Origin of the sequence: Pseudomonas qingdaonensis (assembly GCF_018398475.1) — a bacterium.
Lineage (GTDB): Bacteria > Pseudomonadota > Gammaproteobacteria > Pseudomonadales > Pseudomonadaceae > Aquipseudomonas > Aquipseudomonas palmensis.
Genome location: NZ_CP074676.1, coordinates 1,642,061 through 1,654,496, shown reverse-complemented (window position 1 = coordinate 1,654,496; position 12,436 = coordinate 1,642,061). Strand labels below are relative to the sequence as shown.

At 64.4% G+C, this 12,436-nt stretch carries 9 protein-coding genes; 3 read left to right on the top strand and 6 right to left on the bottom strand.

The window, feature by feature from the left end:
* The first annotated feature begins 4 nt into the window (after positions 1 to 4).
* The 3 genes from KH389_RS07770 to KH389_RS07760 all read left to right on the top strand — a co-directional run bounded on the left by KH389_RS07770 (position 5) and on the right by KH389_RS07760 (position 3,269).
* Positions 5 to 820 (top strand): alpha/beta fold hydrolase, encoded by an 816-nt coding sequence (locus KH389_RS07770; protein WP_213607191.1) that lies wholly within the window; start codon positions 5 to 7, stop codon positions 818 to 820.
* Positions 814 to 1,371, top strand: coding sequence for a peptidylprolyl isomerase (locus KH389_RS07765; RefSeq protein ID WP_196932143.1), 558 nt, complete (start codon positions 814 to 816; stop codon positions 1,369 to 1,371). Before KH389_RS07770 ends, KH389_RS07765 begins: the two co-directional genes overlap by 7 nt.
* A gap of 68 nt (positions 1,372 to 1,439) precedes the next feature.
* Positions 1,440 to 3,269 carry an ABC transporter ATP-binding protein gene (locus KH389_RS07760; protein WP_196932161.1) on the top strand — a complete coding sequence of 610 codons (1,830 nt, stop codon included), beginning with the start codon at positions 1,440 to 1,442 and terminating at the stop codon, positions 3,267 to 3,269.
* Positions 3,270 to 3,346: 77 nt separating this feature from the next.
* Here KH389_RS07760 and KH389_RS07755 read toward each other — a convergent pair whose 3' ends face one another.
* From KH389_RS07755 to hrpA, 6 genes are all read right to left on the bottom strand, one after another.
* Positions 3,347 to 4,471, bottom strand: a complete 1,125-nt coding sequence (locus KH389_RS07755; protein WP_213607190.1) for a GNAT family N-acetyltransferase — start codon at positions 4,469 to 4,471, stop codon at positions 3,347 to 3,349.
* Positions 4,472 to 4,565: 94 nt separating this feature from the next.
* The gene (locus KH389_RS07750; protein WP_043864155.1) at positions 4,566 to 5,879 is read right to left on the bottom strand and encodes an OprO/OprP family phosphate-selective porin; all 1,314 of its coding nucleotides are present in this window, start codon (positions 5,877 to 5,879) and stop codon (positions 4,566 to 4,568) included.
* A 206-nt stretch (positions 5,880 to 6,085) separates the two neighbouring features.
* Positions 6,086 to 6,319, bottom strand: a complete 234-nt coding sequence (locus KH389_RS07745) for an anti-sigma factor family protein (RefSeq protein ID WP_054914943.1) — start codon at positions 6,317 to 6,319, stop codon at positions 6,086 to 6,088.
* Complete coding sequence (locus KH389_RS07740; protein WP_213607189.1) at positions 6,313 to 6,921, bottom strand: RNA polymerase sigma factor; 609 nt, start codon at positions 6,919 to 6,921, stop codon at positions 6,313 to 6,315. The genes KH389_RS07745 and KH389_RS07740 overlap by 7 nt, the downstream gene beginning before the upstream one ends.
* Before the next feature lie 12 nt (positions 6,922 to 6,933).
* Complete coding sequence (locus KH389_RS07735) at positions 6,934 to 8,055, bottom strand: beta-ketoacyl-ACP synthase III (protein ID WP_043864158.1); 1,122 nt, start codon at positions 8,053 to 8,055, stop codon at positions 6,934 to 6,936.
* A gap of 194 nt (positions 8,056 to 8,249) precedes the next feature.
* Positions 8,250 to 12,161: an ATP-dependent RNA helicase HrpA gene (gene hrpA, locus KH389_RS07730; protein ID WP_213607188.1), complete on the bottom strand. Its 3,912-nt coding sequence runs from the start codon at positions 12,159 to 12,161 to the stop codon at positions 8,250 to 8,252.
* Positions 12,162 to 12,436 lie beyond the last annotated feature (275 nt).

Here is a 12,436-nt window from a genome sequence, read left to right as displayed (position 1 = left end):
GCCCATGGCCTATTTCGAACATGAAGGTTGCACCCTGCATTACGAGGAATATGGCCAGGGCGAGCCCCTGGTACTGCTGCACGGCCTGGGCTCGAGCTGCCAGGACTGGGAATACCAGGTACCGGAGCTGGCCCGTCAGTACCGCGTGATCCTGCTCGATGTGCGCGGCCACGGGCGCTCCGACAAGCCTCGCGAGCGCTACAGCATCGCCGGCTTCAGCGCCGACCTGCTGGCCCTGCTGGAGCACCTGAACACCGGCCCGGTGCACCTGGCTGGCCTGTCGATGGGCGGCATGATCGGCTTCCAGTTTGCCGTCGACCATCCCCACGGGTTGCGCAGCCTGTGCATCGTCAACAGCGCACCCGAGGTCAAGCTGCGCAGCCGCGACGATTACTGGCAATGGTTCAAGCGCTGGAGCCTGGCCCGCCTGCTGAGCCTGGAGACCATCGGCAAAGGCCTGGCCGCGCGCCTGTTTCCCAAGCCGGAGCAGGCCGAGTTGCGACGCAAGATGGCCGAGCGCTGGGCGCGCAACGACAAGCGTGCGTACCTGGCCAGCTTCGATGCCATCGTCGGCTGGGGGGTACAGGAACGCCTGGGCCAGATCCGCTGTCCTACGCTGGTCATCAGCGCCGACCACGATTACACCCCGATACAGCTCAAGCAGCGCTACGTCGCGCTTATTCCTCAAGCACGACTGGCGGTCATCGAAGATTCACGGCACGCTACACCGCTGGATCAACCCCGGCTGTTCAACCAGACCCTGCTGCAGTTTCTGGCAACGGCTTCAACCACTTCTCAAGGATCATTGAGTTCATGCTGAAAAAACTTCTGCTTGGCGCCTGCTCGGTCGTCTTCGCCACCAGCCTGATGGCTGCCGAAAAAGCCCCGCACGTACTGCTCGACACCAGCTTCGGCCAGATCGAAGTGGAACTGGACCCGGTCAAGGCGCCCATCTCGACCAAGAACTTCCTCGAGTATGTCGACAGCGGCTTCTACACCAACACCATCTTCCACCGCGTGATCCCGGGCTTCATGGTCCAGGGCGGCGGCTTCACCGCGCAGATGCAACAGAAGTCGACCAAGGACCCGATCCGCAACGAGGCCAGCAACGGCCTGCACAACACCCGCGGCACCCTGTCGATGGCCCGCACATCCAACCCGAACTCGGCCACCAGCCAGTTCTTCATCAACGTGGCCGACAACGCCTTCCTCGATCCGGGCCGCGATGCCGGCTACGCCGTGTTCGCCAAGGTGGTCAAGGGTATGGACGTGGTCGACCAGATCGTCAACTCGCCGACCACGCGCAAGAACGGCATGGCCGATGTACCGGCCGATCCCGTGCTGATCAAGTCCGCCAAACGCATTGACTGAGCCCGTGTTCACAGGGACGTGAACCACGACCGGCCCGGTCGAGTCAGACAGGAGTTAGAGTTTTGAGGTTGTATCGCTATTTCGAAAAGCTGATCGATATCTTTCGCGAAGCACCGACCGCATCGCCGCCGGGCAAGGTCCTGCCGTTCTATTTCTACTACCTGCGCCAGGTGTGGCCCAGCTTTGCCGCACTGCTGGTGGTGGGGCTGGTGGCTTCGCTCATCGAAGTGGCGCTGTTCAGTTACCTGAGCCGCATCATCGACCTGGCCCAGGGCACGCCAAACCCCGATTTCTTCAGCGATCACGCCAGCGAGCTGATCTGGATGGTGGTGGTCACGCTGCTGCTGCGCCCGCTGTTCTTCGGCCTGCACGACCTGCTGGTGCACCAGACCATCAGCCCGGGCATGACCAGCATGATCCGCTGGCAGAACCACACCCATGTGCTCAAGCAGAGCCTCAATTTCTTCCAGAGCGATTTTGCCGGGCGCATCGCCCAGCGCATCATGCAGACCGGCAACTCGCTGCGCGATTCGGCCGTGCAGGCGGTGGACGCCCTGTGGCACGTGCTGATCTACGCGATCAGCTCGCTGGTGCTGTTCGCCGAGGCCGACTGGCGCCTGATGCTGCCCCTGACCGTCTGGATCTTCGCCTACATCGGCGCACTGTGCTATTTCGTGCCCAGGGTCAAGGAGCGCTCGGTGGTGTCATCGGATGCGCGCTCCAAGCTGATGGGCCGCATTGTCGATGGCTACACCAACATCGCCACCCTCAAGCTGTTCGCCCACACCGACTTCGAGCGCCAGTACGCCCGCGAAGCGATTCGCGAGCAGACCGAAAAGACCCAGCTGGCCTCGCGGGTGATCACCAGCATGGATGTGGTCATCACCAGCCTCAACGGGCTGCTGATCGTCACCACCACCGGCCTGGCGCTGTGGCTGTGGAGCCAGTCGCTGATCACCGTGGGCGCCATCGCCCTGGCCACCGGCCTGGTGATCCGCATCGTCAACATGTCGGGCTGGATCATGTGGGTGGTCAACGGCATCTTCGAGAACATCGGCATGGTGCAGGATGGCCTCAAGACCATCGCCCAGCCGGTCACCGTCACCGATCCGCCAGATGCTCCGGCGCTCAAGGTCGATCGCGGCGCGGTGCGCTTCGACAACGTCGACTTTCATTACGGTCAGGGCAGCCGGATCATCAGCAACCTGACCCTGGACATTCGCCCCGGCGAGAAGATTGGCCTGATCGGCCCCTCGGGCGCCGGCAAGTCCACCCTGGTCAACCTGCTGCTGCGCCTGTACGACCTGGAAAGTGGCCGTATCCTGATCGACGGCCAGGACATTGCCCAGGTGAGCCAGGCCAGCCTGCGCGCACAGATCGGCATGATCACCCAGGACACCTCGCTGCTGCACCGCTCGATTCGCGACAACCTGCTGTATGGCCGGCCGGATGCGACAGAAGAGGAGTTGTGGGAGGCGGTGCGCCGGGCGCGGGCCGATGAGTTCATCCCTCAGCTGTCCGATGCCCAGGGGCGCACCGGTTTCGATGCGCATGTGGGCGAGCGTGGCGTGAAACTGTCCGGCGGCCAGCGCCAGCGCATCGCGATTGCGCGGGTGCTGCTCAAGAATGCGCCGATCCTGATCATGGACGAAGCTACTTCGGCGCTGGATTCGGAAGTGGAGGCAGCCATCCAGGAGAGCCTGGAGACCCTGATGCAGGGCAAGACGGTGATCGCCATTGCGCACCGCCTGTCGACCATCGCGCGGATGGACCGGCTGGTGGTGCTGGAGCAGGGGCGGATTGCCGAGATGGGCACCCATGCCGAACTGCTGGCGCACCAGGGGCTGTACGCACGGTTGTGGCATCACCAGACGGGTGGGTTTGTCGGGGTCGATTGAACACCGCGGCGACGGTATCGCGGGTCAAGCCCGCTCGCACAGGGATTTCACTGCGCCTGCGAGAGCGGGCTTGGCGTTCAGACTTGCCTGAAGGGCAGCGCCGTACGCGCCTCCTCGGCATACCCCAGCACCCCCACCCGCTCCTGCGCCAGAAAGTCCTGCACGGCCGCCTTCAACCCCGGATGCAGCAGGTAATGCCAGGACCGCGTGATCACCGGTTCGAATCCGCGAATCAGCTTGTGCTCGCCCTGCGCCCCGGCATCGAAACGCTGCAACCCTTCGGCAATGGCAACGTCCATGCCCTGATAGAAGCACGTCTCGAAATGCAACCGGTCGAACTCCGCCAGGCAGCCCCAATAGCGCCCATACAGGCTGTCACCGCCCACCAGGCTGAACGCCATCGCCACCGCCCGCCCACCCTGATGCGCCATCACCACGCGGATCGACGCGGGCATGCGTTCGGCCAGCAGGCTGAAAAACGCCCGGGTAAGGTACGGGGCACGGCGGCGCACGGCGTAGGTGTTGGCATAGCATGCGTACACGAAATCCCACTGCGCCTCACTCAGCTCATGGCCGTGGTACCACTGAAACTCGATACCCTGCCCCGACACCTGCTCGCGTTCCTTGCGCATCTGCTTGCGCTTGCGCGAACTGAGGCTGTCGAGAAAATCCTGGAAGTCCCGATAACCCTGGTTGCGCCAGTGAAACTGGCACCCCAGGCGCTCCATCCAGCCCGCACGCCCACGCAATACTTCGTCGCTGGCCGGGTCGGTGAAGTTCACGTGCAGGCCCGACAGCCCCTGTTCGAGCAAAGCATCGCTGACGCCGTCGATCAGCTCACCCGCCGCCTGCGCGTCACCCAGCAGGCGCGCGCCGCTGACCGGTGAAAACGGCACCGCGCACAGCAGCTTGGGGTAGTAGTCGATACCGGCGCGGTCGCAGGCGTCGGCCCAGCCGTGATCGAACACGTACTCGCCGAACGAATGGGTCTTCACGTAGGCCGGCATGGCCGCCCGCACCTGGCCCTGAGCGTCGGTCAGAACCTGGTGGGCCGGTGCCCAGCCGGTGCGTGGGGTGACGCTGGTGCTGTCTTCCAGGCTGCGCAGGAAGGCATGGCGCAGGAACGGCTGGGCATCCGGCACCAGGGCATCCCAGGTGGCGGCGTCGATATCGGCAAGGTGCGGCAGAATTGAGATGGGCATGCGCGCAGTCTGCCCCCTCGTGCGAGCAAAAAAAAGCCCCGCAGGTGCGGGGCGAAGATCTAACGGATGAAGGAGTGTGTTGCAGGGGTAACGCTTAGAACACGTACTGCGCGCGCATCACGAAACCGTCGCCGCTGTCGTCGCCGGCAGCGTTCTGCGCGTTGTCGGTCTTGGCCTTGACGTACACGCCGCTGAGCTTGATTGACTCGTTGGCGTACCAGTTCACACCCAGGTTGTGCACTTTGGCTTCCACATCACCGATGTCGGCAAATGCGCCGTTGTTGTCGTCGACGCTCAGGTGGTCGTAGCGGTAGAACACTTCCCACGCACCAATCTGCTTGTTGGAAGGCTTGATGCTGTCGAACTTGCCGAGTTTGTAGCCACGCGCTTCACCGGTGATGGTGTAGGCCACCTGGCCGTAGTAACCCTTGGCCTTGATGTCGGAGAAGGCCGAGTCGTCTGCCTGAACATCACGCTTGATGTACTCGCCCTGCACCGAGAACGGGCCCAGCGCGTAGGCGGCTTCCAGGCCCCAGGCCTTGTCGGTGTCGTAGGCACCGGCCGGGGTGGTGGCGTTGCCGCCCAGCACCAGGCGGTTGCCGTTGTTGCCGGCGTCCTGGCCACCGTCGGTGCTCACCCCACGCATGCCCAGGCGGCTGCGGATACGGCCGTCGAACGCGGTATCGGAAAGGTCGCGCTGGGCGTAGTTCAGGCCAACGTGCAGTACGTTGCCGGCCTCGTGCATCGGTGCGAACACACCGCGCAGGTTGAACTGCTTGGAGCTGTCGCCGTCCTTGTCCTGGTTGGTGGCGTCCTTGGCGAACAGGCCGGCCGAACCGTACAGCGAGTCACCGGCGTTACCCGATGCCTGGATACCGAAGCCGCCGTTGTGCGAGTTGGTCCAGTCCACCAGGTCGTAGGCAGCGGTTCGCTCCTGGGCAGTCACCCACTTGGAGCTGGTGGCTTTTTCCAGGCCGAACTCGGGGTCGAAGCGACCGACCTTGATCGACACCGGCTTGAAGCCGTTGTAGGCCAGCGACGCTTCGTCGAAGTAACCGTCTTCGGAACGGTTGTCGCCACCGGAGTTATGCGAGAAGTCGTAGGCGATCTGGTAGGCCCAGTCGGTGTACATCACACCGCCCAGTTCCAGGTAGGCACGGCGGAAGTAGCCCGCATCGGCGGTATCGCCGTTCTTGGTGTAGAAACCGTCGAAGCGGCTGTAGTCGGCCTGGACCCGGCCACCCAGCTTGAAGCTGAATTCCTTGTCAGCGGTAGCGACCTCCAGGCCACCCTTGGTCTTGACTACGATATCGGCGCCGTCAGTAGTCACGGTGCCCGCGAAAGCCTGGGCGGTAACGGCCATTGCCAAGGCGCTGGCTGCGAAACCTGCGAAGTGCTTACGGATCATCGAAGGAACTCCCCTACGTTCATAACGTTTATGGTCTTGATTACGTTGAAAAAACACGCGGCTCAGGCCACTTGTGCTGGGGACGAATCTTGGCGGGGGGTTATTTCAGATCAGTGGCTGTTAGATAAATATTTAGTGACAGGGGAACTTTTTACTTCGAATGTGAATAAGACAATCAGCCCCGTTGCAGGGCTGGTTGCGGGGTTTCAGCGCGTTGCCCGGCGCTCGGCGGCCAGCCGCGCCGCAAGGGCCTCGGCCCCCTCAACAGGCGCCGGCGGCAGCGCCTTGAGGGTTGCCTGGGCCAGGCGCAACTGCTTGATGAAGCGACGACAATTGCGACAGAACAGCAGGTGCTGGCGCGTCATCAGGCGCTCGCCCAGGGTCAGTTGCCCGTCCAGGTAATCACTGGAGCAGGCGACCAGTTGCTTGCAGGTCAGCATTGGCCGGTGTCCTCGAAATGTTCCAGGGTCGCGAAGACCTTGAGGCGTGCACGGTGCAGCAGCACACGCACATTGGAGAGCGACAGCTCGAGCAGATTACAGATCTCCACCAGTTCGAGGCCCTGGCGCTCACGCAACAACAGCACACTGCTCTGCAGTTGCGACAGGCTGAGCAGGGTGTGCTCCAGGCATTCGCGCAACTGCTCCTGGCTGAGCAGGGCCTCGGGGCTGTCTTCGTGCCAAGCCGAAGGCGCCAGCAGCCAGTGACCGTCGCTGGCGAAACGCGCGTCGTCGATGCTGCCATGGGGGGCCGGCAGGTCGTCGAGCAGCACCTCGCGGCGGTTTTGCCGGTAACGGGTCTTGGCCGTATTGGCGGTGATGGTCAGCAGCCAGGTCTTGAGGCTGGAGCGGCGCTGGAAGCCCGCCAGACCGCGTACCGCCGCCAGCCAGGCATCCTGCACCACCTCGTCGGCGCCACGTTCGCCGACGATGGCATAGGCCACCGCGCGCATGGCGCCCTGGCAGGTCTGAACCAGTTCGGCGAACGCGCGCTGCTCTCCCGCCAGCAGGCGGTCGAGCAAGCGCTGTTCGTCAGCCGTCACTGGCGTGGGCGATCAACGTTTGCGCAGGATCACGCTGCCGATCGAGTAGCCGGCACCGAACGAACTGAGCACCCCGAGGGCACCCTTGGGCAGGTCGTCCTGGTGCTTGTGCAGCGCGATCACCGAGCCGGCCGAACTGGTGTTGGCGTAGGTATCTAGAATCACCGGGGCCTCCTCGACCAGCGCGTCGCGGCCCAGCAGCTTCTTGACGATCAGGTGGTTCATGCTCAGGTTGGCCTGGTGCAGCCAGAAGCGCTTGACGTCACTGACGTTGAGGTTGTTTTCGCTCAGGTGCTGGCCGATCAGCTCGGCCACCATCGGGCACACCTCGCGGAACACCTTGCGGCCTTCCTGCACGAACAGCTTGTCCGGCGCACCGATACCCTCTTCCGCCGCGCGGTTGAGGAAGCCGAAGTTGTTGCGGATGTTGTTGGAGAACTGGGTCAGCAGCTTGGTGCTGACGATATCGAACTGGTGCGCAGAGGTAGCGAGGTCGGCACGTTCGACCAGCACCGCCGTGGCGGCGTCGCCGAAGATGAAGTGGCTGTCACGGTCACGGAAGTTCAGGTGGCCGGTGCAGATCTCGGGGCTGATCACCAGCACCGAACGGGCCTGACCCAGTTGCACGCTGTTGCAGGCGACCTGAATGCCGAAGGTCGCCGACGAACACGCCACGTTCATGTCGAAACCGAAACCGGCGATGCCCAAAGCCTGCTGCACTTCGATGGCGATGGCCGGGTAAGGGCGCTGCAGGTTGGAGCAGGCGACGATGACCGCGTCGACATCGGCTGCGGTGCGCCCGGCACGCGCCAGGGCCTGCTCGGCGGCGGCCACGCCCATCTGGCAGAGGATCGACGGCTCGTCGTTGCTGCGCTCCGGTAGGCGCGGCTTCATGCGCTGCGGATCGAGGATGCCGGCCTTGTCCATCACGAAGCGGCTCTTTATGCCCGAGGCCTTCTCGATGAACGCAGCGCTCGACTCGGCCAGTGCCTGCACTTCGCCCCGTTCGATGGCAGCGGCATTGTCGGCGTTGAACTGCTGCACATAGGTGTTGAAAGACTCGACCAGCTCTTCGTTGGAAATGCTGTTGGCCGGGGTGTACAGGCCGGTGCCGCTGATGACGACGTTATGCACGGTCGTTCCTCTGTTCGGGGCCGCTGCCTGCCGGGCAACGGCCTGTTCTGTCGGTCAAATGGCACGAAAGTACCAATTAATACAGGCAATGCACCCGGCAAGCGGGGCAGTACGCTGTGCTGCATTCTGTAGCTACCGTGGCAGGTACCTGACACGGTAGCGAAGTTCGCCAAGTGTGCCACAAGTTCCGGGGATTAGGCTTCCACCAGACTCCATTGCTTGGCCAGGCGCTTGTCGGAAATCGGTACCTTGGTACCCAACTGCTGGGCAAACAGCGACACGCGGTATTCCTCGATCCACCAGCGGTACAGCACCAGTTGCTCGTCGCGCTTGCCCTCCTGGGCATGCTTGTCGGCACGCGCCTTGTACTGTGCCCACAGACCGCTCAGTTCGCCGCTCCACACGCGGTCCTTCTGCACCTGCGAACCGAGTTTTTCCAGACGCAGCTCCACTGCCTTGAGGTAGCGCGGCAGTTCCTTGAGCCAGATGCCCGGGGTTTCCCGCACAAAACCCGGGTACACCAGGTTGGCCAGTTGCTGCTTGATGTCGTTGAGCGCCACGGCCTGGGCCAGGTCGATCTTGCCCTTGAAGCGCTTCTGCAGACCGTGCCAGAGCTTGAGTATCTCGAGGGTCAGGCGGGCCAGGCGCTCGGCGTGATCGGCCCAGTGGCCGCGCTTGCGTTCGGCCAGCGAAGCAAGCCCGGCACCGTCGCGCGGCAGGCTGCTCTCGCCGTCGAGGATGCAGGTGTCCAGGCTGGCCAGCAGGATGTCCTCGACCAGCGCATCGACACGCCCCAGCTCGCGGTACAGCAGGCCCAGTTCGGTCAGCCCCGGCAGCTTGCCGCGCAGGAACTTCGCCGGCTCGGCCAGTTGCTGCAGCAGCAGCCGCTGCAAGGCTCGGCGGTGCTGGAACTCGGCTTCGGCCTGGGTCGAGAAGCGCCCTTCCTTGACCGTACCGCCCTCTTCCACCAGCGCCGGGTACACCGTCATCGACAGCCCGGCGATCTTCTGCTGGGCGGTCTGGGCCACCTCGGCAAACACCTTGGCTTGCACCGGCTGCTGGGCCTTGGCCGATTGCGGCACGGCCAGCGCGGCCTGGCTGGCAGCAACGAAGCGCGCCGTCAGCTCGGTCAGGTCGCGGCCTTCACCCAGGAACTTGCCCTGGGCATCGACCACTTCGATGTTCATGCGCAAGTGGCCTTCCACCTGCGCAGCCGCCTCGGCCCAGGCCTCGTCGCTGACCCGCGCACCGGTCATGCGCAGCAGTTCGCGGCCCAGCGCCTGGGGCAGCGAGCCGTCGGCGAAGGTCATGCGCTGCAAGGCGGCCTTGACGAAGTCGGGCACCGGCACGAAGTTCTTGCGCAAGGCCTTGGGCAGGTTGCGTACCAGCGCAATGCACTTGGCTTCCAGCAACCCCGGCACCAGCCATTCCAGGCGCTCGCCCGGCAGGCTGGGCAGCAGCGGCGCCGGCACCCTCATGGTAACGCCGTCGCGGGGGTGGTTGGGTTCGAAGTGGTAGCTCAGCGCCAGGCTCAGGTCGCCGATGCGCAGGGTATCGGGGTACTGCGTGGCGGTGACTTCACTGGCCTCGCGGGCCAGCACGTCCTCCTCGCGCATGATCAGCAACTGCGGGTCTTTCTGGCTGGTGACGCGGTACCAGCTGTCGAAGGTCGCGGTCTGGTGGATCTCGGCCGGCAGGCGCGCCTCGTAGTAGGCGTACAGGGTCTCTTCATCAGCCAGGATGTCGCGCCGGCGGGCCTTGGCCTCCAGCTCGTCGAGCTGCTCGAGCAGGCGCGTGTTGGCCGCCAGGCACTTGGCCCGCGACTGGATCTCACCGCCCACCAGGGCCTGACGGATAAACAGCTCGCGCGAGGCCTGCGGGTCGATCGGCCCGTAGTGCACCGGGCGCCGGCCGACCACGATCATGCCGTACAGCGTGACCTGCTCGAAGGCCACCACCTGGCCGCGCTTCTTCTCCCAGTGCGGTTCGAAGTGGTTCTTCTTGATCAGGTGCCCGGCCAGCGGCTCGATCCAGTCCGGCTCGATCTTGGCCACCATGCGCGCATACAGCTTGGTGGTCTCGACCAGTTCGGCGGTCATCAGCCATTGCGGGCGTTTCTTGCCCAGGCCCGAGGACGGGTGTACCCAGAAGCGCCGCTGGCGCGCGCCCAGGTAGTCGCCGTCCTCGGTCTTCTGGCCGATCTGGCTGAGCAGCCCGGACAGAATCGCCTTGTGCAGGCGCGGGTAGTCGGCCGGCTCCTTGTTGATGCTCAACTGCAGGTCGCGGCAGATCAGGCTCAGTTGCCGGTGTGCATCGCGCCATTCGCGCAGACGCAGGTAATTCAGGAAATTCTTGCGGCACCAGTTGCGCAGCGGGCTGGCCGTCAGGGCCTGGCGCTGTTCTTCGAACCCGCGCCACAGGTTGACCAGCGCGGCGAAGTCCGAGTCGCTGTCCTTCCACTGCGCATGGGCCTGGTCGGCAGCCTGCTGGCGCTCGGGCGGACGCTCGCGGGGGTCCTGCACCGACAGTGCACTGGCCACGATCAGCAACTCCTGCAGGCTGCCCTGCTTGGCGCCTTCGAGCAGCATGCGGCCCAGACGCGGGTCCACCGGCAGGCGCGCCAGCTGGCGGCCCAGCGGGGTCAGCTGGTTCTCGCGATTGACTGCCGAGAGTTCCTGCAGCAGGTTGAAGCCGTCGCTGATGGCCTTGCCATCCGGCGGCTCGATGAACGGGAAGGCGTCGATCTCGCCCAGGCGCAGGTGCAGCATCTGCAGGATCACCGCGGCCAGGTTGGTGCGCAGGATCTCGGGGTCGGTAAAGGCGGGCCGACCATTGAAGTCGTCCTCGCTGTACAGGCGCACGCAGATGCCCGGTTCGACCCGCCCGCAACGGCCCTTGCGCTGGTTGGCACTGGCCTGGGACACCGCCTCGATGGGCAGGCGCTGCACCTTGGCACGGTAGCTGTAGCGGCTGATGCGCGCCGTGCCGCTGTCGATCACGTAGCGAATGCCCGGTACGGTCAGCGAGGTTTCCGCAACGTTGGTGGCCAGCACCACGCGCCGCCCCGGATGGGACTGGAAGATCTTCTGCTGCTCGGCCGGCGACAGCCGTGCATACAGCGGCAGGATTTCGGTGTGGCGTAGCTGTGCCTTGCGCAGCATCTCGGCGGCATCGCGAATTTCGCGCTCGCCGGGCAGGAACACCAGCACGTCGCCCGGGCCCTTGCCGATGCTGCGCTCATGGGCGGCAATCTCGTCGAGGGTGGCCAGGATCGCCTGGTCGACGGTCAGATCGTCCTCGACGCGGTTGCCCTCCTCGTCCTGCTCGCTGGTCAGCGGCCGGTACCAGGTCTCGACCGGGTAGGTACGCCCGGACACCTCGATGATCGGCGCATCGTTGAAGTGCCTGGAAAAGCGCTCCAGGTCGATGGTCGCGGAGGTGATGATGACCTTGAGGTCGGGGCGCCGCGGCAGCAGGGTCTTGAGGTAGCCGAGCAGGAAGTCGATGTTCAAGCTGCGTTCGTGGGCTTCGTCGACGATGATCGTGTCGTAGCGTTCCAGAAAGCGGTCGTGCTGGGTTTCGGCCAGCAGGATGCCGTCGGTCATCAGCTTGACCAGGGTGTTGGCATCGCTCTGGTCTTCGAAGCGCACCTGGTAGCCGACCAGCGCGCCCAGCGGCGTACCCAGCTCTTCGGCCACGCGGGTGGCCACGCTACGCGCGGCAATCCGGCGCGGCTGGGTGTGGGCGATCTGGCCATGCTGGCCGCGGCCCAGTTCCAGGCAGATCTTGGGCAACTGGGTGGTCTTGCCCGAGCCGGTTTCGCCCGCGATGATCAGCACCTGGTGGGCGGCCAGCACCTTCTTGATTTCGTCACGCTTGGCCGCGATCGGCAGGCTGTCGTCGTAGTGGATGCGCGGCACGCTGGCCTTGCGCGCAGCGACCTGGTCGCAGGAGGCCTGTACCCGGGCGGCCCACTGGGCCAGCTTGGCCTCGTCGGGGCGCTTGCGCAGGTCATGCAGTTGCCGACGCAGGCGATGGCGCTCGGCGATCATGGCGTGGTCAAGGTTTTTCAGCAGTTGCTCGATGGCGGCGTTCTGGTCAGTCATGACGTCTTTTTAATAATGCAGGTGAGCCTGCTTTCACATGATCGGCGTAGTTTGGTCGGGGATTGTCGCAGATTTGCCCTGCCACGGCACGGTTCGCCATGCAGGGCCATTGTTTAGCCATTGATTAACTGAAGGTATACAAAGGCCGATTTAATGAACCTTCCCACGCGTGGGAGTATCCGTGCATGACTTTGCCAGCGTGTACGCCCCGCCCCCTGATGCGCCCTTCGTTCCCGAAGGTGCGGGCGCGCCCCGGTGAAAATCCGCTGTTCAAT

Excerpts from the sequence above, each read along its gene's own strand:
- hrpA (WP_213607188.1), bottom strand. The coding sequence starts at position 12,161 with ATGACTGACCAGAACGCCGCCATCGAGCAACTGCTGAAAAACCTTGAC.
- KH389_RS07750 (WP_043864155.1), bottom strand. The coding sequence starts at position 5,879 with ATGATCCGTAAGCACTTCGCAGGTTTCGCAGCCAGCGCCTTGGCAATG.
- KH389_RS07765 (WP_196932143.1), top strand. The coding sequence starts at position 814 with ATGCTGAAAAAACTTCTGCTTGGCGCCTGCTCGGTCGTCTTCGCCACC.
- KH389_RS07755 (WP_213607190.1), bottom strand. The coding sequence starts at position 4,471 with ATGCCCATCTCAATTCTGCCGCACCTTGCCGATATCGACGCCGCCACC.
- KH389_RS07770 (WP_213607191.1), top strand. The coding sequence starts at position 5 with ATGGCCTATTTCGAACATGAAGGTTGCACCCTGCATTACGAGGAATAT.
- KH389_RS07745 (WP_054914943.1), bottom strand. The coding sequence starts at position 6,319 with ATGCTGACCTGCAAGCAACTGGTCGCCTGCTCCAGTGATTACCTGGAC.